We start from the raw sequence: 23,521 nt of genomic DNA on the forward strand, positions 1-23,521 counted from the left end.
CCCTCCTTACACTTTTTCTGCAACTCGCAACTTCGCCGACCGGGCTCGCGGATTTTGCTCCGTCTCTTCCGGTGACGGCAGGGTCGGTTTTTTGGTGATGACCTTTAAAATGGGGCTCTGTCCACAAATACAGACTGGAAAATCTGGTGGGCAAGTACAGCCCTGTGCATGTTCCAGGAATGTTTTTTTACAGATACGATCCTCTAGCGAATGGAAAGTGATCACACTCACTCTCCCCACCGGCTTTAAACGATGAATGGCTTGCTCAACTGCATCTTTAAAAGCTTCTAACTCATCGTTCACCGCGATGCGAATCCCTTGAAAGCTACGACGGGCAGGGTGAGGGCCAGTTCTTCTCGTTGCGGCAGGGATCCCCTCTTTGATAATCTCTGCCAACTCTCGTGTGGTCTGAATCGGATGCTGAGAACGGTACTCCCCAATCCGCTGTGCAATTCGCCTAGCAAATTTCTCCTCACCATATCGGAAAAGAATGCGGGCAATTTCCTCAACAGGCCATTCATTGACTACCTCAAAGGCTGTCAGCTCTCCCTCAGGATCCATTCGCATATCGAGCGGAGCATCTACATGATAACTAAATCCACGTTCTCCCTCGTCCAATTGTGGCGAGGAGACTCCTAGGTCAAACAAAATACCATCTACCGCTTCAATTCCCAATTCATCCAGTACAGCACTTAACCGCCGAAAGTTACTTTTAACAAGGTGAATTTGACCAGGTGAATCCTGTAATCGCTTAGATGCTGCCGCTAGTGCTTTATCATCCTGGTCAATCCCGATTAGCACCCCATCTTGGTTCAACACCGAGGCAATCAAGTGACTATGACCGGCTCCACCAAGGGTGCAATCCACATACATTCCGTCAGGACGCACATGAAGCCCCTCTACTGCTTCTCTTTTTAAGACCGTCTCATGATGAAACAATGAATTCAACCTCTCTACAAGTCCAAATCAAAATCGACCAATTTCTCCGCAATCTCGTTAAAGGAATCACCGGAGGTCTCGTAATATACTTCCCACGCTTCTCTACTCCAAATCTCCACACGATTGGATACACCAATCACGACACAATCCTTAACAAGCTTAGCAAACTCCCTCAAATTGCCAGGGATATTCACCCTCCCCTGTTTATCCAATTCGGCAACCGTAGCCCCAGAAAAGAAGAAACGGGTAAACGCGCGCGCATCTGCTTTTGTGAAGGGTAAAGCCTTCATCTTTTGCTCCAGTCTTTCCCACTCGGGCATTGGGTAGACAAAGAGGCAATGGTCGAGTCCACGGGTAACAACAAAAGTCTCTCCCAGTTCTTCCCGGAACCTGGAAGGAACGATCAGACGCCCCTTATCATCGACGGAGTGTCGATACTCCCCCATGAACACGCCACTACACCCCCTTCGCTCCCCCTTATTCCCCACTTCCCACCACTTCTCACCACACTGGTAGTATACCACAGAAAAAAGAAAAATCCTGCACTTGGAGCACAGGATTTTTTACAATATCTTCTTTTTTAAAATCTCATACCTTCCAGCTAGCGAGATACTCTTCCTGCTCTTCTGTCATTTCATCAATGGAAATCCCAAGAGATTCCAATTTAAAAATAGCCACCTGCTCATCAATATGGTACGGCACATCCAAGACTTTCGGGCCAATTTTATCATAGTTTTCACTTACATAAATGATAGAGAGCGCTTGCAGCGCAAAGGTCATATCCATAATTTCTGTTGGATGACCATCCCCAGCCACCAAATTAACCAATCGACCCTCACAAAGTAGATGTAATCGACGACCATCCTCCATTTCATACTCCACGATATCTTGTCTGACCGTGCGATGTGTCATTGCCAACTCTTCGAGAGCTAGTTTATCAATCTCTACATCGAAATGACCCGCATTGGCCATAATGGCCCCGTCTTTCATTAAAGCGAAGTGGGAGGAGGAGAGTACCTTATTATTCCCCGTCACCGTTACAAAGATATCTCCCAATTTTGCAGCTTCTTTCATCGGCAATACGGTGTACCCTTCCATATGCGCCTCAGTCGCCTTAATGGGGTCAACTTCAGTAACGATCACCCGAGCACCTAATCCCTCAGCCCGCATGGCTACCCCGCGGCCACACCATCCATAACCAACCACCACCACGGTCTTCCCAGCAACGACCAGGTTAGTGGCTTTATTGATCCCATCCCAGACAGACTGGCCTGTACCATACCGGTTATCAAAGAGAAATTTAGAGTAAGCATCATTAACAGCAATCATCGGAACTTTCAGTTCCTTCATCTTTTCTAGGGCACGTAAGCGAAGGATTCCAGTTGTGGTTTCTTCACAACCACCCTTTACTTTTTTAAGTAGATCCGGGCGTTCGGCATGTAAGACACCAATCAAATCTCCACCATCATCGATAATGAGATCCGGTTCTGTCTCCAATGTCATCATCAGGTGCTGACGATATTCCTCTGGTGTCGGATCATACTTTGCAAAAACGGTGACTCCAGCATCTGCCAATGCGGCAGCCACATCATCTTTCGTCGATAATGGATTACTTCCCGTAATCGTCACTTGAGCGCCAGCATCCCGGAGCAATTCCGCGAGGCAAGCCGTTTTAGCTTCCAAGTGGAGGGCAATCGCTACCTTTTTTCCAGCAAGAGGCTTTTCCGCGATAAACTCCTCCCGGATGCGGTTCATCACTGGCGTATGTTGACGAGCCCAGTCAATTTTCAATCGCCCTTGGGGAGCCAAACTTCGATCACTTACCACACTTTCCAGCGTAGAACTCATTTTCATCCTCCTTATAACACGTCTCCATCAGCTTTTTTATACCACAACAAAAAACACACTTCATAGAGCATCATAAGTATACCACCCGATGGCTTTCCTTGGAAAGAAGCGGAATTTCCCCCAATCGCCGTATCCAATTTTCTCCGTATTGATTCCAGTAAGGAAGCACATTATGTACTCTCTCTTGTAACATCCCATTTGGACATAGATATAAAGCCAGCTCATTAAAACGATTTCCATCTGTAGCACTCCGCTCAGCTAATGCTTTTCTTACTTCGTTCTCCAACCATCCAAACTCACGCAGGACTCGTTCTCGATTCATTTCACCCTTATTTACTAAATCACTACGCAATCCTCTCAAATCACCCAGCAGTGGCTGATAGATCTCCTCAACTCTCTGCCGAATCCTTGCAAACGTTTGTTCAGCATCCACTTGATATTGTGTAGCAAGCCACTCCTGCTCTCTCTCCTTTAAATGGTGGATCGCCGCGTACGGAGTTAACTGATAACGACGAAGCCACTTTTCCTCTCGCGGCCCGATCAGAGTGACCCCCACTCGTGGATAGAGAATGGGCATTTCCATACCAGCATGTTCAAAGGCACTCTTTAGTAACGCCCAATATGTAATCTCTCCAGTCCCTAAGACAGTCGCTAAGGTAGGAAACAAAAACTCCTGCATCAGGGGACGTGTCACCACATTATTGCTAAAGTCCTCTGGTCGATCATATAAGCGTCGTAGGATTTCCTGCCGCGACCAACGCTGATCTCCTTCACGATTCCTGAAACCCTCACCGTCTAAATAAAGAGCTGTCCGTTCTCCATCTTCCCGCAAAAAGAGATGGACACGCCCCTCCTCAGGCTCTACCTGCAAGGGATAGCCTTTCTCTTGTAGTCGACCTGCTGTCGCCAGCACTCGATCGGATATCGGCTTTGCCTCCAGAATTAACCACTCAAAAAAAGGCACCTCTAATTGGCGCAGAGGAGGATAGGCCGAGTCAATAAAAATCAATCCAAAAGGGCTAAACAAACGATGCATCATGCGCGCAAAATGACGGGAGATACTAGAGGGTTGGTAGGCTAGCTGACGCATCTCTTCCAATAACCCCTGTTTATGCGGTGTATCTGGGAGCAGATTGGCCAATTGTTCCAACATCTTATCCAATTGGTCATCTAACTCAATCTCACTGATCGAGATTCGCTTCTTCGTTTCAATCCCCAAGTCGATCTGAAGCTTCACTAACTCCTTGCGAAGGGATAGATGGATATGATCCACCTCTTCTATATCATGATCCTCCCCCGCTATCCAGAAAACCGGAATGACAGGACGACCTAAACGTTGCTCCTCACGCGAGGCCAACTGAATGAGAGTGATCGCCTTATATAGGGTGTAAAGTGGACCCATAAATAATCCAGCTTGTTGCCCCCCTACTACACTCAAGCTTCTAGGATCTTCCAAGCGCTTCAGGTTGGCTTCAACCTCTGAACTCGTGAGTTCCTCTCCATGGTACTGGCGTAGCACCTTTACTAACTCGTGTCGAGGGGCTGATTGAACTCTTTCGGATAATCGATGGGCCCGTACAGAAAAAGCTGTGTCATCACCAGGATCGTAGGTATAAAAGTCTATGGTCTTCTGAAATGTCTGCAGATAATCTCGAAATAATGGATTGCTTGATTCTAGATAGATATCCTCTATTCTCATGTGTTATCCCTTCTCTTCCACCCATCATATAAAAACACCTATTCTCTTCCCTCTCCTACCACTAAACAAACGAGGGAGAAACCGGTTTAACCATTTTTCTCTTTCACTAACTCTTTTTGTGGCACTGGCAACCACAGGGCCAAGATAAAACCTAATACAGCAGAACTGCCTGCTATTAGCATGCCCATTTGATAGCTGTGTTTCCACAGTTGAGGAATGCCCACTACATCCATGGTGGTACTCGCTGTAATCATCGGAGTCGCTGCAAAGAATGAGAGGCCCATCGCAATTAATCCCAGAGCAGTCCCCGCTGCACGAAACATGCCAATCGCCATAACTCCTTTTTTCATCTGGCGATAACTAATCACTTCAAATACTAATTCATGAACCGGTGCAATCAAGGTAAAGCTCATGCCAAAGCCTAGTACCACCAGAATACTGGTTAACACCACAGGCTCTAAGGCAAAAGCGAGGGTAAAGTAACTAGATGCTAAGGCAAAAAAACCAATAATTAATACACCACGATATCCCCAGTGCAAAGAAACCCGTTGAGCCAATGGGAGAGCTAACCAAGCCGAGCAGGCTACCACCGTCAAAAAGATGCCACCTGTTCCAGTAGGGTGCTGATAAACCTCCGCCATCCAACCTGGTACCAGAACGATGGCTGACCAAGTAATACCGGATAGGACCATCACACCATGTAACAGCATAAGTCGTCTATCAGTAAATAGTTGCATCGAAAAAAAAGGGCGATCCGATACATTTTCTACCATCATCATTAGAACACCTAGTCCTAGTGACAAGATAGCAAATGGGAGAAAAGAGGGATCGACCAATGCCGCCCAGCCTTTACTAGGATTAAATTGGGCAATGGCCATCATCATCGAAAGTAGAATCACGCCAAAATACATCACGCCATGGATATGGTGTGTGGGTGTTCGCAACCGTCCCGTTGATCGAAAACGAAAGCTAATCACAAAAACCACCAACACAGCCGGGATATTGATCCAAAACAACCAGCGCCAATTAAGATACCAAGTCAGGGTAGAGGAAAGAAAGGGGGTTAATATCAACAAGGCCGCCAGAATTCCTTGAACTGTCCACCGCCACTTTCTACTTTGCCATTTTAGCATTCGTCCTAGCTCTTCAGACAATATGGGTACAATTCCACCAGCAGCCATAGCCTGAACGACTCTCCCGATAATTAACGTGAGTAAACCTTTACTATCTCCTGCAATTAAGGAAGCAGCGGCGTACACTAAAAGGGAGGCTAAAAACCACCCCCTTTTTCCTGCTTTTGCGCCCCACGCTTCCATCAATGGTAAAGCCAGTACAAAAACCGCAAGGTGAAGAGCGATCACCCAAAAAACCGCACGAATAGGAATCTCTAGATCTAAGGCTATAACCGTTAATGCAGGTGCTAAAACGCCAATATCGAGCGCACTTAAAAATATAGCGATAATAAATGCGTCGAGTGTAGGATTCTTTTTCGATAGCACACGGATCGCTCCCTCGTCCTACCTACTTATATTCGAGTCCTTTGTAGGCTATACTTCCTTTTCTGCCAACCGAACTCTTTCATGCAGGTACTGATTCCAGGGTGTCTGCACCCCGTTTTCTCTCCCGATATATACGATATATCCATTAATAAAATCGATTTCAGTAGGTTGACCCTGACGAAGGTCTTCATACATAGAAGATCGGTTCGACCCTGTCTGTTCACAAACGTGCCTAACCTGAACAACCAACTGGTGGTAGTCAAGATCCACCCCTACATGAGAAGCCGTCTTCACCACTTCAGAAAGAATGCGTTCGACCCAGGTAGGAAAAATCTTCAAACGAAGCAATTCTCCATTCGTCACCTGAAAGAGAGCCGTCAAGGGATTAATCACACAATTGATCGCCAACTTCCTCCAGGTGCGTAGGCTAACCTGAGGATCATAGGCTACAGGTAACCCTTTATTTTTTAAGCCCTCGATCCAATCGAGTTCCTTTGCATCAACCTCTGTATTCTCTAAGAGAGGTCCTAGATATGTCTCTCCTTCTCCAGTATGGATTACTGAGATATCATTCTCTCTTAAGGCACCTTCTGTTATAGTCCCCCGCCATAATCGGCAATTAGGAATATCTTCTAACAACAAGCGTTCGGTACCCATTCCATTTTGAAAGAGGTAAAGCATTGCCCCCTGATGACACTGCTCAATCAACCTTGGAACCAATAAAGCAACCGCAGTTTGCTTCACGGTAAGGATAATGCGATCAAATGAGCCTGTGACCTCTTCCGCCCATTGGGCGCGAAGGTTTACTTTCTCTATATCCGCTGACCGATTTTGAAAACGTAGGCCCGCTTGAAGAAGACGCTCCTTTTGTGCTTCGGTTCGGGTAATTATCACCGGATTGTCCCCTGCGAGGGCCAACCGCGCCCCCCATAAAAGGCCAATAGAACCAGCTCCCCAGATGGCAGTTTCCATATTGAGCGCCACCCTTCCCTCTTTCTGTTCACCTATCATAACAGATTCCCCTCACAGATGTGAGGGGAATCATCGCAGAGATTATACAGGATATACGGGATGACGGCGGCGGCTAAAGGATATTTCTTTTCCGTCGTAGGCTTGTAGACGACCAATTATTTCCTCGCGCAGGTCATCCGGCTGTACAATTCCATCAATAATCAGTTCAGAAGCTAGGCGGTAAATATCAATATCTCGCTGATACTCTTCTCGCTTCTCTTTCACAAAATTGGCCCTGTTGTCTCCTTCTAGCTGAGCAATCTTATTACTATATACAGCGTTGACAGCTGCCTCTGGTCCCATCACAGCAATCTGAGCTGTTGGTAACGCTAAACAGCAATCTGGCTCAAATGCAGGACCAGCCATCGCATAAAGTCCAGCTCCATATGCCTTCCGAATGACGATAGAAATCTTCGGCACCGTCGCTTCTGACATCGCAGCTATCATTTTCGCTCCATGGCGGATCATCCCCGCTTTCTCTGTCTGGGTGCCAATCATAAACCCAGGAACATCGGCTAAAAAGAGAAGGGGAATACGGAAAGCATCACACAGGGTCGTAAAACGAGCCGCTTTATCCGCAGAATCGATAAAGAGAACGCCACCCTTTACCTTGGACTGGTTGGCAATGATCCCTACAGGTTGACCATCGATCCGGGCAAAGCCCGTAATTAACTCCTTCGCAAACAGTTTCTTCATCTCATAGAAGGTGTCTTCGTCCACTAAGGAGTCGATCAACTCTAGCATATCAAAGGGAATGTTTTGATTATCAGGTACAATCTCTGAGAGCTTTCTTTTACCAGGTGCGACGGCTTTACTTTCTAACCGAGGAGGGCGTTGTTCGTAATTAGACGGGAAGTAGGAAAGATAACGACGAGCGGAGGCAATCGCCCCTTCCTCATCAGGAGCCAACACATCCCCACAACCACTGATACTACAGTGCATACGCGCGCCACCCATTTCCTCTAAGGAAACTTTCTCCCCGATAACCATTTCTGCCATCCGGGGAGAACCCAGATACATGGAGGCATTTTTATCGACCATGATCACGACATCGCAAAAGGCAGGAATGTAAGCTCCCCCTGCAGCAGAAGGACCAAAGAGGATACAAACCTGTGGAATTTGACCCGACAGTTTCACTTGGTTATAAAAAATCCGTCCCGCTCCCCGTCGACCTGGAAACATCTCGATCTGATCGGTGATCCGTGCACCTGCTGAGTCAACGAGATAGATGAGAGGTACTTGCATCTTTTCAGCAGTTTCCTGGATACGAATAATCTTTTCTACTGTTCTCGCACCCCAGGAACCTGCTTTTACCGTAGAATCATTAGCCATTACACAAACTGTCTGGCCATTTACACGCCCTATCGCTGTCACAACACCGTCAGCGGGTAGGCTCTCATCCATTCCATTGGCAAACAACCCATCCTCCAACCGAAAATCATCATCAAATAATAATTCGAGACGCCGACGGACGAACAATTTGTTTTGCTCCGCTAATTTCTCATGATACTTGGGTGCTCCACCTTCTTGGATTTTTTCTGTCCGACTCTGTAACGTATTTAGTGTGGTTTCGTTCATGATCTCCACTCCCTTTGAATCACTCACCCAAGTAAATGGGCTTTCTTTTTTCTTTAAATGCATCCAGGCCCTCAAGGCGATCTTTGGTCGGAATCAACGTTTCATACGCCTTGGTCTCCAGAGCAAGTCCTGTTACCAAATCGGTTTCCGCACCATAGTCAATCGCATATTTGGCCTGGGCAAGAGCAAGGGGGGCATTTTCATTGATCATGGAAGCCAGTTTCATCGCCTCTTCCATCAAGGCCCCTTCCTGTACCACCTGGTTCAACATCCCCATATCCATCGCTTCCTCGGCAGTAAGACGCCGAGCCGTAAAGATCATTTCCTTAGCCTTTGCCTTTCCTACTAAGCGAGCGAGACGCTGGGTTCCACCTGCACCAGGAATGATTCCTAGCGAAGTTTCCGTAAGCCCAAAAACAGCATGTTCATCCGCAATTCTAAGATCGCAGGCCAAGGCCAGCTCCATCCCTCCACCAAGGGCAACACCATTCACCGCTGCAATTACCGGTTTAGACAAGTGAGCAATCCTATTAAAGCATTCGCGAATGGTGTATATATAACGACGCACCTGATCCTCTGTAAATCCACGTCGTTCCTTTAGATCCGCTCCGGCAGAAAAAGCCTTATCCCCTGCTCCTGTAATGACCACAACCCGGGTCGCTTTAGAGTGTATAAGCTCCTCTGTGATCCGGGAAAGCTCCTGTAAAATAGGGAAGTTGAGGGCATTGTACACTTCGGGACGACAGATAGTAATGACCGAAATCCCTTCCCGTCGCTCCCATTCCACCAGTTTCACTGTTCAACCTCCTCCTCACACAACCCTTCACTTTGTAGCACCTTAGACGGAAGGGGTTTACCCAGTTGTTCTTCTGCATATCGACTCACTTCACATAACTTAGCAAGGTTGATTCCCGTCTTTACACCCATCCCTTCTAGCATATAAACAAGATCCTCTGTTGCCATATTCCCAGCTGCTCCTGGGGCATAGGGGCATCCACCTAATCCACCAAAGGAAGTATCGAGAGTCCTTACACCCTCTTCTAAAGCAACATAAGCATTGACGAGAGCAGTCCCCCTCGTATCATGAAAGTGACCAGCTACTTTTGTTACCGGAATTTCCTTTGTTAGCGCTTTCAACATTTCGCGCACCTGATTGGGGGTTGCTACCCCGATGGTATCCCCGAGGGAAATCTCATACACACCCATCTTCAGTAACTTCTCACATACCTCGATAACCTTTGCCAGCGAGACATCTCCCTCATAAGGACATCCAAACGCGGTAGATACATAACCACGTACCCGCTTTCCCTTTGCTACCGCTAGATCAACAGTCTCTGCAAGAATCGGGTAGGTTTCTGCAATGCTCTTATTGATATTTTTCTGATTATGGGTCTCTGAGGCAGATAAAAAGACGGCGTACTCATCCACTCCTGTTGCAGCAGCGCGCTCTAGGCCCTTGCGATTGGGGACTAACACCCGATAGCAGACTCCCTCATGTCGGGGTAATCCCTCGGTTAGTTGGGCGGCATCTGCCAACTGCGGGATCCAGCGCGGATGGACAAAGGAGGTCGCTTCTATTTCTTTAACTCCTGCATCGATCAACATCTGCGCTAGTTGTTGTTTGACTGTAGTGGATAAAATAGTCTCTTCGTTTTGCAGGCCATCCCGTAGGCCCACCTCTACAATCGTCACTTCCGCCATTTTCTACCCCTCCCTTTCAATCACATTCATACTATTCCAGTTCAATCATCACCTCGCCATCTCCTACATAGGAGCCTTCTTCCACTTTTATCGTTTTCACCTGTCCTGCCGCTTCTGCTTGGACAGGAATCTCCATTTTCATCGATTCTAGGATAATGACATCTTGACCGATTTCCACCTGATCTCCTACAGCTACGAGCACTTTCCATACAGTGCCTGCCATCGACGCTTGTACTTGTTTCATTTTTCCATTCCTTTCCCTACATGATCATTCATTTTTGTTAGCAATGATGTGTTATAATTTCCATCCACAAAATCAGGGTAGTCTAGAACTCTTGTAAATAGCGGAAGATTATGTTTGATCCCTTCAATTTGAAAAACAGACAGCGCTTCTTTACTCCGCTTTAAAACCTCTTGACGATCCTTACCATGAATGATGCATTTTGCAATCATCGGATCATAAAAAGGCGTCACTTGACTCCCTGTCTCTACACCTGCATCCACCCGAACCCCTTCCATCAAAGGTGGGACAAAGGAGGTTACCTTCCCAGGAGATGGTAAGAAGCGAAGGGGATCTTCTGCATAAATGCGATATTCAATTGCATGTCCAACTTTGCGGACATCCCTTTGGCTGAGCGGTAACTTATGACCCATAGCGATCTCCAACTGCAGGCCCACTAGGTCCAGTCCCGTCACCATCTCGGTCACAGGGTGTTCCACCTGAAGACGCGTATTCATCTCTAAAAAGTAGAAGCGTTCCTCGGAATCCACTAAAAATTCTATCGTTCCTGCTCCGCTATACCCCACTGCCCGTGCCGCCTGCACAGCAGCTTTCCATAACGCCACTCGGGTCTTTTGTCGAATCGAGGGTGAAGGACATTCTTCAACCACTTTTTGATTACGCCTTTGTACGGAGCATTCCCGTTCTAGAAGATGGATCACATTCCCATGTTGATCCGCCATCACTTGCACTTCAACATGGCGAGGATGGGCGATAAATTTTTCTAAGAAAAGGCTTTCATTTCCAAAGTACGCCTGAGCACGTCCCTGCAGAGTTGGAAAGGCTTGCACAAGAGCTTCCTCTGAGTCCAGGATCTGCATACCGATCCCTCCTCCGCCTGCGCTGGCTTTCAACATCACAGGGTAGCCCATTCTATTTGCTTCTTGTACAGCCTCCCCTACATCCTGCACCCCCTCCGTACCCAGCACGATAGGAATGCCTGCTTCATCCATCTTACGCCGAGCCGTTACTTTATCCCCCATAGCGGCGATCACATCTGCAGAAGGACCCACGAAGAGTAGCCCTGCATCTCGTACTCGACGAGCAAAATCCGCATTTTCCGATAATAGGCCATATCCTGGATGGATCGCATCCGCACCCGTCTTTATAGCCGCATCTACGATAGCTTCTGCATTTAGGTAGCTCTGGGCTACCGATGGTGGACCGATCCGGACGGATTCATCCGCTTCCAGTACAAAGGGTAGATCCGCATCCACGTCAGAATGGACAGCGACTGTCCGAATGCCCCGTTCTCTGCACGTCTTCATGATCCGGCGGGCAATCTCCCCCCGGTTAGCGATCAACAGTTTTTGCATTACTCAAGACCCCTTCCCTGTCTTCCTTTATGCTAACGCATTCATTATATCCAGTAAAAACAACCCTGAACATAGAAAGAGATCCCGTCCTCTTCCTTGCTAGAACGATGAGATCCAACACATTCTTTCGACAATTTCCGGGCTAATCCCTTCTCCTCCGATAATTTTTATTCGGAAGTTTCCTATGTTTACATAGCAATAGTATTGGAAAAGAGCATAAAAAGCCCGATACTCTAACCAGAAATCACACCCTCTTCAAAGTCTCCTTCATCATGTATAATAGGAGGCAAGTTAGGGTGATAAGAAAGGGGTATAAAACCTTGAGTCAATACCGCGTCGAACGGTTGAAAATCAATTATAAGACATTAGAAGAGTTTCAAAAATTCCGTGAATATGGGTTGCAGGAGCTATCCATGTTGGACGACTTACAGGCCAACATGATCGAAAATGACAGCAATTCACCCTTCTATGGAATCTATGATGAGGACAAGCTAGTCGCCCGTATTAGCCTTTATCGCATCGATGCGAAGTATGATCGCTTTTTTAGCCCACCCCAGGACTATTACGAATTATGGAAGTTAGAGGTACTTCCGCAATACCGAGAGCTAGATCTTGGGACATTACTTGTCGAACACGCGAAAAGCCTACGTTTGCCAATAAAGACGAATGCTCGCTGTCGTTCCGATGAATTTTGGCTAAAAATGGGCTTCCAACCTGTAAATTATGATCCTGTACGGGATCGCGGAGAAAACCCCTTCGTCTGGCTCCCCGTTGGTGTTACTTTACAGGAGACTTGAAATCAAGCCTTGATTAATCAAAACAAAAACCCCCTCAATAGGGGGATTTTGTTTTACTATCCTTTATCCGCTCGCTCTAAATTTCCGCTTGATTCCATACGGAACCGTGTTTTCATCACATTTTCATCCTCTTCATCCAATATCGCTAACTTACGGGCACGGTCCATAATTTGAATCAATGCTTTATAATCATCATTCACAACACGATAATCTGTCTGTACGAGATCCAGTCGGCCCTTCATATCCTCGTTTTCACGGGATAATTTTTGAATCTCTTTTTCTTGATCCTCGATCTCTCGTTCAAGATCCTGTTGCCGCTTTTTCATCTCCAAGACTTCCGTTTTGTGTTGCCGTAAATAACGGATGATGGAGTCAAGGGAGCTACTACGATCATTTTGTACTTGAAACCCGTCACTGATAATCCGAGACCTTGTTTGGACCGTCCGCTCTTGATTTCGTTGCTGCCGTTGAGATTTTGCTATCTGAATCGCTGCTTCATATTTTTTACGAACGAGACTATTCCACCGAAACCCGCATGCAGCTGGTGTTCTGCCCAATTTTTCTGCCACTTCTTCAAAGGCATTTAATTGAGTACTTCCCTCACGAACATGTCGTAAGGTTACCTCTGCCAGCACCATATCATCTTCTGGTGTCCATGCATCTTGCCTTTTCACAGCCATAAGTGTAATAACCTCCAATCCTTGTTCACACCGTAAGCCCACAGAAGTCCAGTTGTTCTATCTGTATGCATTTGGTATAAATCGTAGTATATGTAACTAGTATTTTTATATCCGAAACCCTCTTCTCCTATACGTAGCCTTGCTTAAGCAAGAAAAGACCATGAAAGAGGGACGGCGTTTAACCCGTCCCTATCGGATCACTTACAACCTTATGATTTTTTGCTTCCTCTTGTTCTTTTTAAAAATGCTTCCACTGCTTGATGATGTTCATCCGATTCCCACAATCGTGAACAATGACGAGCTTCTCTGTTGATTAATTCATTCCTCGATACACCCCTCCGGCTGTCATTGGCAAGGGATAGAATCGCTTGAATCGTAGATAGAGGCGCCGCGGAGATTCTCTCAGTGAACTCTTGTACCCTTTCTGTAAATCCTTCCTGAGGGAAAACCTCGTGAATCCAGCCCCATGTATGAAGCCTGGATGCATGGACGCGTTCCCCGGATAATAGGAGATATAGTGCCTGACTACGCGGAAGTTCTTCTAGCAACCGAGTGCCTCCACCCCACCCTGGAGTAATTCCAAGGGTGGATTGAATAAAGCCAAGCATAGCCCCATCTGCCGCAATCCGGAAGTCACAGCTAGCAGCGATCTCACAACCTCCTCCCACAGCAGTTCCTTCGATGGCGGCTACTGTAGGTTTCCCAAAATTACGCATCTCCTCAAGTAAAAGGCCCATTCGATGCATAACGGGGAATACTTCCTCCTCCTTCGTGAGGCGATGAAATTCCTCTAAATCACCGCCCGATACAAAGGTCTGTTTATCTCCAGTAAAAACAAGTGCCTTTACTTCATCATCATTGGCCATCAAGGTCAACTGACCTTCTAGTTCCTCCATCATCTTCTGATTTACCGCATTCCTCACCTGGGGACGGTGAAAACAAATCCAACCAACTCCGTTTTGTTTCCATACCTGGAGCGTCTCCATCAGCTTATCTCCTATCATTGAATTCTTGATCCTTAACTTACACAAACTACAAATGCTTGAACCCCGAAATTCAGAAGGTTATAATGTTTGTTGACGCGCAGAGCACGATTCCTCAATTTTTTGAGGACGAGCATGCACTTCGGGATCACAGGTTGCCACACTGATACTGTTGGTTTAAAAGGAGTGGGCTGTACATGGACCGCATGTTTCGTGTTTTAGGTTTCTGGTGCATCGTTATTGGCCTAATGTTCATGGCCGGTCACATGAACATTCTCGCTGGCCTCTTCTATTTCCAGGCTGCATTATTTATCGTGTTGGGCTATATGCGTTACACGGAACGTACCTACATGCTCATGTTTGGTGGCTATATGGTACTTTCCTTTGTCGGGATCGTTTACTGGTCTTTTTTTCAAGTGGGTTGAAAGCGTTTACCACGAAAGAAGCTCCTCGAATACGGGGAGCTTCTTTCATTTATGCTTTTCACAGCTAGCTCCATATTCCAACAAATTTATCCCCAGCAATAAGTGCCTTTTCGGGACAAGCTACCCCTTTCCCTTGTAACAGCACCTGATAAGAGTCTCCCATCCCACCAGGTAGGGCTAATTGTCGGAGGGACCGGATGCGCTTTGCCTCTTTACTAAAGGGATCCGTGCTTACCACTGGAGAGATCTCTTCTAAAATACCCACCTCTAACAAAAAGCGCGATTGTTTTCCATACCATAAGGGGAGAAACCCCACTTCCTCCCCCCAGCTTTGCAACAAAGTAAAGGATACATCCGCAGTGATATCCACTTCACCAGGGGAAATCAGCAAATCCCTCACCATTTGATGAGCCTGAAATCCCCTTGCCGTACCTACTTTTCGTAGGGGTGAACAGAGCTCTTCATCTGTACCCCCATAGTCTACTGTAAGCAGATACCCCTGTTCTATCCATGTACCCATCGATTGGATCCAATCGCGCCCTACCAAAGAGATTTCTGTTTCACTTCCCTCGTCAGGTATCCTATCACCCATTCGATCTTTTAACATCGGCAGAAACCCTTCATTGGATAACGATCCCTCCACCTCGATAAGGCGAGAGGTCGTTTCATCCCACCCCACCCAAATCTCCAACCATTCCCCATCTCGCCACCGAAACCGATGAAAGGGAAGAGCATCCAAAAGTTCATTACTAACCACAATCGTTGGTTGCCCCTGAGGAAGCTCTTCGAGTCGTGAAACCCATTGGACAGGTAGTGACACTCCTGACAATCTTTCTTGCTGGAGATGGCGATGATACAAGCTGGTCTCAATCATGCCAATGGTTGGCTGGACTGCATTGCCCTTTCCTTCGATTGCCTTTACAATCCCCTCCATCAGCCGACCATCTCCACCGCCCACCTCCACTACCAACCATGGTTGATCAGGAGGAAAGCTTTCCGCTAGGATCAGAATCCCTCGCCCTATGGTAAGGCCAAATAAATCCCCTACCTGGGGGCTAGTAAAAAAATCGCCCCTTCGCCCGGTTTTCTGCCAATCCGTTTGATAGTATCCATACTCTGGATGGTAGAGGGCTAATTCCATAAAACGTGCAAAAGGGATTCGACCATGCTTAGATTGAGTCACTTCAGCTACAATGCTCTGCAAAAGTTCCTGCCCCAACAGCCTTGTCTCCCCTCAGCTGAATAAATCGGTACTGAGATAACGTTCCCCGGTATCTGGTGCAATGCATACCACCCGTTTCCCCGGACCTAATCGACGAGCCATTTGTAACGCTGTCCATACAGATGCTCCTGAAGAAGGACCTACCAAAATCCCTTCCTTTCTCGCCATCAGCCTTGCAGTTTCCGCCGCATCTTCATCCTTCACATGAAAGATTTCATCATAGATCTTCTGGTTTAAGATGGCTGGTATAAATCCTGGGCTTGTGCCAGGAATCTTGTGGGTTCCAGGCTTTCCCCCTGCCAACACAGGGGAAGCGGCTGGTTCTACTACTGCGACAAAAACATCAGGATAATGGGATTTAAGTACCTCTCCAATCCCAGTAATTGTTCCCCCTGTACCTGCTGTAGCCACGAATGCATTCAGCCCATCACCCATCTGAGAGATAATTTCCTTAGCCGTTGTGCGGCGATGGACATCGGGATTAGCTAGGTTTTCAAACTGGAGTGGCATAAAGCTTTCAGGAAGGGAGGCGATAATCTCCTCTGCTTTACGGATGGCCCCTGGCATCCGCTCTTCTCCTGGTGAAAGGACTACCTCGGCGCCATATGCCTTTAAAATATTAATCCGTTCACCACTCATCGTATCCGGCATCACCAAAATCGTCCGATATCCCCGAGTAGCTCCTACTAGAGCAAGGCCAATCCCTGTATTTCCACTGGTTGGTTCAACAATGGTATAGCCAGGCTTTAGATAGCCTTCTTTTTCTGCCCACTCGATCATATTGAGTGCCGTTCGATCCTTCACACTTCCCCCAGGATTGAAGGACTCTAGCTTTACAAATACCTCAGCATCCTGCTCAGTAGTCAATCGATTGAGACGAACAAGAGGAGTACGCCCTACGATATCAGTGATCCATTCTGCCACCTTTATCTCTCCACTGGTCCCGTCCATTCGAGCATGCCTCCTTTAAGATTAAAGAGATGCTGAAAGCCCTCCTCTGCCAGGATATGAGCCGCTACCACACTACGACGCCCACTCCGACAGATGAGCATCACATCCCGCTCCTTCACGTCTACCAGCTCCACATATCGTTCTTCCATCTCATCAAAAGGAATATGGATCGATCCAGGGATATGCCCCTCCCGGAACTCTTCCTCGGTGCGCACATCCACCCAAATGAAATTTTCCTTATCTGTGGAATACGTATCGCTCAACTCACGCGCTTCTCGATTGATATATGGATAATCAGACATGATCATTTGCCTCCTAAGTATCGATCTTCTCCTTCATGATACCATGACAGTTTCATCCCTGAAAACGAAGGAAGCCCCTTCACTTAGAAAGGGCTTCCCGAGCATATCCTTCAATCTGACCCTCCAGCATCTGACCTTTCATTTTACGAATGATTTTCCCCTCTCGGGAAATAAGGTAGGTAGCTGGAAGGCGTCCCACATCATAGCGTTTTGTTACAACACGATCCTGATCCAATACAATGGGAAAATTCAAATCGAGATCACGAGAAAACCCGGATACAGCCACTTCTGTCTCTGCGATATTAACCCCTACTACTTGAAAGCCTTGTTTTTTATACTTATCATACACTTTTTGAATAGCGGGCATCTCTTCACCACAAGGCTTACACCAGCTTGCCCAAAAATTGAGCAGAACAGGCTTTCCTTTTAGGTCCTTCAATGATAGTTCTTTTCCATCCAGTGTTTTCAATGTAAAGTTAGGAGCTTTTTCACCAACTGATGGAGCCTTCTGCTTCTCTGTAAACAACCCTTGCCACAGTGTATAGCCAACCACAACAATCAATATAAGCATCACCACACGACGCACCCAGAATCGTGTCTTCGTATTCAAAAAATCACCTGCTTATTTACCGGCGATATACGCGGATAGGATAGATCTCTTCTCAATTATAGACATAAGAGATTACTCCGAAGATAAAATCATATCAAATTTCAGTGAACACTCTACGATCCATCGTCAAAACCCTTGAAAGCCCCCAAAGAGATCCGTTAGCCAAATCGTAATGATTGTCATCTGATCAAAATAGAGAAGTCCTCCCATTACGATCATCAAGGCTCCCCCGATCTTCATCAACCGTTCGGAATACTTGAGTATCCATCGAGTGCGTCCAAGGAAAAAAGCCATGATGAAAAAGGGAATAGCGAAACCGAGGGTATACGCTGTAATATAAACCATACCTGTTGCAGGCTGAGACGCCGCTAAAGATAATACCCCTACCAAGATCGGCCCAACGCAGGGAGTCCACCCCGCAGCAAAACCAATCCCGATCAACACGGAACCAAAGTACCCCCAGCGACGCTTTCCAACTTCTAAACGCTTCGATCTCATCAAAAAGGTTGGCTGAAATACTCCTAGTAAAAAAAGTCCCATCGCTACAATCAACACACCACCAAGCATACGGATCAAATCCCGATACTGGGTAAAAAACTCTCCTAACCAACTAGCCGTAAAACCAAGGGCAAAAAAAATCAGTGAAAAACCTAAAATGAAAAATAACGTATGTAGCAGGGTTCCTCGTTTTAATGCCGACGACCGCTTTTGATCCTGCAATTCATTGACAGAAACCCCTGTAATATATGACAAATAGGACGGATATAAGGGCAAGCAACAAGGAGAGATAAATGAGAGAATTCCCGCTCCAAAAGCTACCCCTACATTAATATCTGCCATTTAGTCCCCTCCTCTCCCAAGGAATATCCCCATTAAGAGGTGATTTTTTTCATCATATAATGAAGCTGTTTTTCAGTTAACGCACCGTTAATGTGATAAAGAATGACACCCTCTTTATCCACGAAATAGGTCTGAGGAATATTGATAGCTGCTAATGCTTCACCTACATCTCCATTTTGATCAAGAAGAACAGGGAAGGTGTATTTACCTTTGCTTAGAAAGTTCTTCATCTTTTTCATCGAGTCTACCGTGGTTAAATTCACCATACGAAAGTCTACTTGATCCTTGTATTTCTCATAGGCCTTTTGCAGATGTGGCATCTCATCCTTACAAGGCGGGCACCAGGAAGCCCATAAATTGATTACCGTAACTTTTTTACCAGGAATGAGAGAAGCGTTTTTACCATCGACTGTGGATAACTTAATATTGGGAATCTGCTTACCCTGTGATTTTTGTACCAACTGATTTTCCCCAAAAATATCCGCTACAGGATCTACTTTTTCTCCATCCTTTTTGGAGGCAGGTGCTTCTACGTCCTTTTTTGGACGGGGAGAAGATACTTTTTTATCCTGGGAAAAACCTGACCAAAACGCTATACCTAATGCTATCAACAACACTCCGCCGATAAGTACATTCCAAAATTTCTTACCCCCTTGGCCCATGGCCACCCCTCCAATGACTTGCGAAATCTTCCTCGTTCTCTTATCTTACTCACCCATTATAACCGAACGGATGAAACACTTAACCTACCACAGTTGAATGACAAAAGATAGACAATTGCGCCTTTAACTTGGCAAGCCAGTTTGTCTCCCTTATGATTTAGAGTATATTTCTACTTATCACGGAGGGACAATGACACAGGAAACTGCTACTTGGTTGGCTCAATGGGGATTGTACGCCATCCCCTTAAGCATTCTATTCAATGCTTTTCTCAATATCCTTGGAGTTGTGCCCAGCGTCCTGATTACTGGTGCCAATGTCTTGCTATGGGGTCCCTTATGGGGAGGAGTCATCTCTTGGGCTGGGGAAGTGATGGGAGCCACTGGTGCTTTTTTTCTCTATCGGTTGGGTTGGCAACGTTTTTATCGCAAACAACCAATCAATTGGCGTTGGCTAACCGCTCTCCAAGGTTGGCCTCATCGTCGACAATTTCAATCCCTATTCGTTGCCCGTCTCACTCCCATGGTACCCTCTGGAGCAGTCAATCTCCTTGGAGCGCTCTCCCATATTCCCTTTTCACTCTTTCTCCTGGCAACACTTCTCGGTAAGATTCCATCCATTGCCTTGGAAGTCTTGATCAGCTTCGATATACTGCACATCGAAGAGAACGGTATTCGCCTTATTCTCGTGGTAATCTCCCTCGCACTCGCTACCTGGATATGGCGGTCGGTAAATAAAGAGAAACTGGCCAGATAAGTAATAAAAGCCAGTTGTTCAGAAAAACTTTTAGATATTAAGAAGGCTATCAAGCGCTCCCACTCGCGAGTAGCTTCCATCACCCACGCGTCTGGAAGCGGTCGGCTATCCTGAAACAAATGTGAGGCTGACTATAGGAGGCAACTCTCCCGTAGTCAGCCCTGTATCTTTGAACTTACCCTTCTTCCACATCATACCCCTGCTCTTCGATTGCTTCCTTCAAGATGTTGATATCACTTATCGTCTCCTGATGCTCCACAATTGCAATTCCAGCATCGATATCCACCGTCACTTTATCAACACCCGATATTTTCTCTAAAGCCCCTGTTATGGATGCTTTGCAATGATCACAAGACATCCCCTTTACATTCAGTACAGTAATCGCCATGACCGTTCCTCCTTCTTAGGGAACCTTTCCATTTCAAGGATGAACTATCCACTTTCTATCGTCAATAAGAAGGGGACACTCATAATGCCACCCTCCTCTGGCAACCTGCTGCAATATCAGGATCATGAGAAACAATTACCACCGTTTTGCCTTCTTCATTTAGTTCCTTTAATAGGTTGAACACATCCTCTCGGTTTTCCATATCAAGGGAGCCTGTAGGCTCATCCGCCAAGATAATTTCACTTTTTTTCAACATTAACCTAGCTAATGCTACCCTTTGTTGCTCTCCTCCACTTAACTCATATACTTTTTTATTCAATTTTTCAGGTAAGCCCACTCTTTCAAGTGCCCGGTACTTTTCCTTCTTTTTATCCTCTACATCCGAATAAGCTAGGGCAATATCCAAGTTTTTACTAACCGTCGCCTGTTCGATCAGAGCATAGTTTTGAAACAGGTACCCAATTGAGTGCCTAATTAACTTGATTTTCTCTCTTTCCTTTTTCCACGGATTTTTCATCCCTTTAATAATGATATCACCGGAATCTGGGTCTTCTAAAAGTCCGATTATATTTAAAAGAGTCGATTTGCCCTTCCCACTCGGTCCAGTAATCGCCACCAGTTCACCATCTTGTATTTCGAGATTAAAGTTACTAAATATCACTTTATCCCCTAGTTTTTTGCATAGTTTACTCATTGTGATCGCCATATTATCAAGCTCCCTTTAAGGTATCTTTTGTTCTTTTGCTTTCTCCGATCTTAATCACTACGTAGATGATGATGACTTCCAGCACTAAACAAACGGACAATAAAAGGATGATACTGGTGACAATCGAACTTTTAAAAGCTATCGCGCCCCCAGCTATAATCATCCATAAGAGAGCAACCGTACCGATGAAATGGTAATGACGTCTATAGAATGAATAACCATTTACTTTCTTCACCGCATGTATCATCTTGTTTCTCTCCAGGTAGTTCAGAGTCATAAACACCGTGATGACAACCCCTACAGTCAGTAGCACAAAAAACAGAAGCGAATTGATCTTCATTTTATTTTTAAGTTCAAACAGGTAACTATCTACTTTGCTATACAAAGAAGGTGTCGTAAGAATGATGTCTTTCAAACCTGCTGACGCAATATCCTGTTTCAATCCTTCATATGGCTTATCCATTTGACTTGTTTTTGCAAAGAAAGTACCACTGGTTAGATAGTTTAGATAGCTATCTCCACCCATATTGTTTCCATTTACTACAACAAGCACAGAATCCACACCATAATTTTGATTCGCTTTATTTATTTCAGGATTATACAAAAAGTGTTTTTGCTGATCTTTGATTGGGATGATAGTTACATTTACCTTCGGATGATGTCTTTTCTTTTTTCCAATTCTCTTATTGCGCATATCCTCATCAATATACCTCTTAAACTGATACCACTTCTTATATGTATCTTTCAATTGTGAATCCCCAGCCAGCCTTTTAGGTACTAAAACGACAATCCTGCGGTCATCTTCTTCTGGCACTGTCACTAAATTCCCCTTTGTATCATAAACAGGATTTTCCTTTAGAAAGTTATTATTTACATAAATCACATTGCCCGAATCGGGATCATATGGCGGAAAACCTTTTACTTTCTGTTTATACACGATTCCATCCGCTGGACTTACTAAAATCGCTCCTTTTTGATCCGCTTGTTTAAATAGCTTTTTACTTTTCAATCCGGTTTCATATTCCCACTGATCTAGATTTTCAGGATTATCTGCTTGATATTCGTAGAAAGCATACCTTTTAGCAGTTTCCCACTTTTCTTGATTGGATGTTTGTACACGAAACTCTTGATAATCGTGAAAGAGATTGGCGAATAAAAATAGTATCAAGCTTGTAAGGATCAATTTTGAACTGTAGTTAAGAAATTGAATGAGCCCTATTGGTTTTTTATTTTTCAACATCGCAGCAATATCGATGTGATAGACCATCAAAAAAGGAATGAAACTGATTAACACAGAAGCGCAGGTGAAAATAAGTTGCCAAGTCATCCACTCAGTAGAAAAATCAACAATTTTACTCATCCCATTGTAGAAAACTAAAATCAATGCTTGTCCGAGAAGTACCGTTCCTAAAGCCATCAGATGAATAATGATACTCATCTTCATTAAGTGCTTAACGATTAATCCCGCATCGGAACTCCCAAACATTTTTAAAATGGCTAACTCTTTAAAACTTAAGAGGATATAGTACAAGAAACATAAACATATGAGAACCATCACGATGATCAAGATGACAAAAAGATAGGAGTTGATCCCCTCATCATTAAATATATCCATTACACTTAGAGTAGTTTCCTTTTTTACATCGAGTCCGACTTCTGTTTTCATCCGTTGTTTTATATCCGTTAAAATCTTCTTATTTTGACTATCGATCAAATACGTCCCTCTAATATTTTCGTACTTTGCAGCTTCTAATAATCGAACCTCAGCCATTGTGGTAGGTGAAAATAATTTTATCCTTCCAATTTGCTGATTATCTTTCTCGTTATGGGATGAAAGAAAGTTTTGTTTTGGCTCGTTTTCTCTGAAAAAATTCCCCCATTTTAATTGAAATTGTTGCTGGAACTTTTTCTTATCTCCAAGTGCCACATAAAGCACGATTTTTGGCATCTCAGCTGTTTTTACCGGTTTATATATCACTTTGTATATATTTGTTTTTTCATCCCGGGATATTTTCGTTATTTTATTTAATTTTTCTTCAACCTTTTCTTTTTTATCCCAACCAACTACATTGATACGCTCTTTATTACCCGATTGTAACTCATGGACTTCTTTAGCTTCGTAGTAGTTCGTCAATATAAATGAGGATAATGAATAGGATACAAGAATTAGCATGAAAATAATCTTTTTCATATACTTACCTCTTTTCCATTCTAAAGATACATCATTAATACACCTTCACTTTTTTCTATTATAAATAGGAATCCCACAGTATTTACCGTGGGATTTTTATCTTACCGCACATAAAAATATATTACTTTTTGAAAGTGTT

Annotated in this window: 25 protein-coding genes; 3 read left to right on the top strand and 22 right to left on the bottom strand. The window is 45.1% G+C overall.

The features are described from left to right. Positions 1 to 6: 6 nt before the first annotated feature. From rsmH to BLV90_RS01035, 11 genes are all read right to left on the bottom strand, one after another. Positions 7 to 939: a 16S rRNA (cytosine(1402)-N(4))-methyltransferase RsmH gene (gene rsmH, locus BLV90_RS00985; RefSeq protein WP_091734788.1), complete on the bottom strand. Its 933-nt coding sequence runs from the start codon at positions 937 to 939 to the stop codon at positions 7 to 9. Positions 940 to 953: 14 nt separating this feature from the next. Further along, entirely contained in the window at positions 954 to 1,391 is a 438-nt protein-coding gene (gene mraZ, locus BLV90_RS00990) for a division/cell wall cluster transcriptional repressor MraZ (RefSeq protein ID WP_091734790.1), read from the bottom strand. A gap of 136 nt (positions 1,392 to 1,527) precedes the next feature. Next, entirely contained in the window at positions 1,528 to 2,793 is a 1,266-nt protein-coding gene (locus BLV90_RS00995) for an adenosylhomocysteinase (protein ID WP_091734792.1), read from the bottom strand. Between the two features lie 64 nt (positions 2,794 to 2,857). Continuing rightward, positions 2,858 to 4,486 (bottom strand): bacillithiol biosynthesis cysteine-adding enzyme BshC, encoded by a 1,629-nt coding sequence (bshC, locus tag BLV90_RS01000; protein ID WP_091734794.1) that lies wholly within the window; start codon positions 4,484 to 4,486, stop codon positions 2,858 to 2,860. A gap of 86 nt (positions 4,487 to 4,572) precedes the next feature. Next, positions 4,573 to 5,985, bottom strand: coding sequence for an MFS transporter (locus BLV90_RS01005; RefSeq protein WP_177167830.1), 1,413 nt, complete (start codon positions 5,983 to 5,985; stop codon positions 4,573 to 4,575). A 48-nt stretch (positions 5,986 to 6,033) separates the two neighbouring features. Continuing rightward, positions 6,034 to 6,996 carry a ketopantoate reductase family protein gene (locus tag BLV90_RS01010; RefSeq protein WP_091734799.1) on the bottom strand — a complete coding sequence of 321 codons (963 nt, stop codon included), beginning with the start codon at positions 6,994 to 6,996 and terminating at the stop codon, positions 6,034 to 6,036. 42 nt (positions 6,997 to 7,038) lie between these two features. After that, positions 7,039 to 8,574 (bottom strand): acyl-CoA carboxylase subunit beta, encoded by a 1,536-nt coding sequence (locus tag BLV90_RS01015; protein ID WP_091735410.1) that lies wholly within the window; start codon positions 8,572 to 8,574, stop codon positions 7,039 to 7,041. Between the two features lie 19 nt (positions 8,575 to 8,593). Continuing rightward, on the bottom strand, positions 8,594 to 9,370 hold the full coding sequence (locus tag BLV90_RS01020) for an enoyl-CoA hydratase-related protein (protein WP_091734802.1): 777 nt from the start codon (positions 9,368 to 9,370) through the stop codon (positions 8,594 to 8,596). Beyond that, positions 9,367 to 10,275 carry a hydroxymethylglutaryl-CoA lyase gene (locus tag BLV90_RS01025; protein WP_091734805.1) on the bottom strand — a complete coding sequence of 303 codons (909 nt, stop codon included), beginning with the start codon at positions 10,273 to 10,275 and terminating at the stop codon, positions 9,367 to 9,369. The genes BLV90_RS01020 and BLV90_RS01025 overlap by 4 nt, the downstream gene beginning before the upstream one ends. A gap of 31 nt (positions 10,276 to 10,306) precedes the next feature. After that, the gene (locus BLV90_RS01030) at positions 10,307 to 10,519 is read right to left on the bottom strand and encodes an acetyl-CoA carboxylase biotin carboxyl carrier protein subunit (protein WP_091734808.1); all 213 of its coding nucleotides are present in this window, start codon (positions 10,517 to 10,519) and stop codon (positions 10,307 to 10,309) included. Beyond that, complete coding sequence (locus tag BLV90_RS01035) at positions 10,516 to 11,871, bottom strand: acetyl-CoA carboxylase biotin carboxylase subunit (protein WP_091734811.1); 1,356 nt, start codon at positions 11,869 to 11,871, stop codon at positions 10,516 to 10,518. Before BLV90_RS01035 ends, BLV90_RS01030 begins: the two co-directional genes overlap by 4 nt. Positions 11,872 to 12,191: 320 nt before the next feature. On the opposite strand from BLV90_RS01035, the gene BLV90_RS01040 reads away from it, so the two are divergent. After that, positions 12,192 to 12,668 (top strand): N-acetyltransferase, encoded by a 477-nt coding sequence (locus BLV90_RS01040; RefSeq protein ID WP_245726214.1) that lies wholly within the window; start codon positions 12,192 to 12,194, stop codon positions 12,666 to 12,668. Between the two features lie 56 nt (positions 12,669 to 12,724). Here the strand turns inward: BLV90_RS01040 and BLV90_RS01045 are convergent, their stop codons facing one another. Both BLV90_RS01045 and BLV90_RS01050 read right to left on the bottom strand, forming a co-directional pair. Continuing rightward, positions 12,725 to 13,348 (bottom strand): RsfA family transcriptional regulator, encoded by a 624-nt coding sequence (locus BLV90_RS01045; RefSeq protein ID WP_091734818.1) that lies wholly within the window; start codon positions 13,346 to 13,348, stop codon positions 12,725 to 12,727. Positions 13,349 to 13,557: 209 nt separating this feature from the next. Beyond that, a complete protein-coding gene (locus BLV90_RS01050) occupies positions 13,558 to 14,334 on the bottom strand; it encodes an enoyl-CoA hydratase/isomerase family protein (protein WP_177167831.1) in 777 nt (258 codons plus the stop codon). 194 nt (positions 14,335 to 14,528) lie between these two features. Here BLV90_RS01050 and BLV90_RS01055 point away from each other — a divergent pair, with 194 nt between their 5' ends. Next, positions 14,529 to 14,756 (top strand): DUF2626 family protein, encoded by a 228-nt coding sequence (locus BLV90_RS01055; protein WP_091734826.1) that lies wholly within the window; start codon positions 14,529 to 14,531, stop codon positions 14,754 to 14,756. Positions 14,757 to 14,820: 64 nt separating this feature from the next. Here BLV90_RS01055 and BLV90_RS01060 read toward each other — a convergent pair whose 3' ends face one another. From BLV90_RS01060 to BLV90_RS01085, 6 genes are all read right to left on the bottom strand, one after another. After that, complete coding sequence (locus BLV90_RS01060; RefSeq protein WP_091734829.1) at positions 14,821 to 15,975, bottom strand: class I SAM-dependent methyltransferase; 1,155 nt, start codon at positions 15,973 to 15,975, stop codon at positions 14,821 to 14,823. Positions 15,976 to 15,990: 15 nt separating this feature from the next. Then, positions 15,991 to 16,929, bottom strand: a complete 939-nt coding sequence (gene cysK, locus BLV90_RS01065) for a cysteine synthase A (protein WP_091734831.1) — start codon at positions 16,927 to 16,929, stop codon at positions 15,991 to 15,993. After that, a complete protein-coding gene (locus tag BLV90_RS01070) occupies positions 16,905 to 17,231 on the bottom strand; it encodes a rhodanese-like domain-containing protein (protein WP_091734835.1) in 327 nt (108 codons plus the stop codon). The genes cysK and BLV90_RS01070 overlap by 25 nt, the downstream gene beginning before the upstream one ends. A gap of 79 nt (positions 17,232 to 17,310) precedes the next feature. Next, positions 17,311 to 17,841 carry a thiol-disulfide oxidoreductase ResA gene (gene resA / locus BLV90_RS01075; RefSeq protein ID WP_091734838.1) on the bottom strand — a complete coding sequence of 177 codons (531 nt, stop codon included), beginning with the start codon at positions 17,839 to 17,841 and terminating at the stop codon, positions 17,311 to 17,313. Between the two features lie 126 nt (positions 17,842 to 17,967). After that, complete coding sequence (locus BLV90_RS01080) at positions 17,968 to 18,681, bottom strand: cytochrome c biogenesis CcdA family protein (protein WP_091734841.1); 714 nt, start codon at positions 18,679 to 18,681, stop codon at positions 17,968 to 17,970. 32 nt (positions 18,682 to 18,713) lie between these two features. Then, positions 18,714 to 19,343, bottom strand: a complete 630-nt coding sequence (locus tag BLV90_RS01085) for a TlpA family protein disulfide reductase (protein ID WP_091734844.1) — start codon at positions 19,341 to 19,343, stop codon at positions 18,714 to 18,716. Between the two features lie 190 nt (positions 19,344 to 19,533). Here BLV90_RS01085 and BLV90_RS01090 point away from each other — a divergent pair, with 190 nt between their 5' ends. Next, the gene (locus BLV90_RS01090; protein WP_091734847.1) at positions 19,534 to 20,097 is read left to right on the top strand and encodes a TVP38/TMEM64 family protein; all 564 of its coding nucleotides are present in this window, start codon (positions 19,534 to 19,536) and stop codon (positions 20,095 to 20,097) included. A 175-nt stretch (positions 20,098 to 20,272) separates the two neighbouring features. Here BLV90_RS01090 and BLV90_RS01095 read toward each other — a convergent pair whose 3' ends face one another. From BLV90_RS01095 to BLV90_RS01105, 3 genes are all read right to left on the bottom strand, one after another. Beyond that, complete coding sequence (locus BLV90_RS01095) at positions 20,273 to 20,485, bottom strand: cation transporter (protein ID WP_091734850.1); 213 nt, start codon at positions 20,483 to 20,485, stop codon at positions 20,273 to 20,275. Between the two features lie 79 nt (positions 20,486 to 20,564). Then, the gene (locus BLV90_RS01100) at positions 20,565 to 21,191 is read right to left on the bottom strand and encodes a putative bacteriocin export ABC transporter (RefSeq protein WP_091734853.1); all 627 of its coding nucleotides are present in this window, start codon (positions 21,189 to 21,191) and stop codon (positions 20,565 to 20,567) included. 4 nt (positions 21,192 to 21,195) lie between these two features. Then, positions 21,196 to 23,382, bottom strand: coding sequence for a bacteriocin-associated integral membrane family protein (locus BLV90_RS01105; protein WP_091734856.1), 2,187 nt, complete (start codon positions 23,380 to 23,382; stop codon positions 21,196 to 21,198). Positions 23,383 to 23,521: the final 139 nt, after the last annotated feature.

Origin of the sequence: Marininema mesophilum (genome assembly GCF_900106775.1) — a bacterium.
Taxonomy (GTDB): Bacteria; Bacillota; Bacilli; order Thermoactinomycetales; family DSM-45169; genus Marininema; species Marininema mesophilum.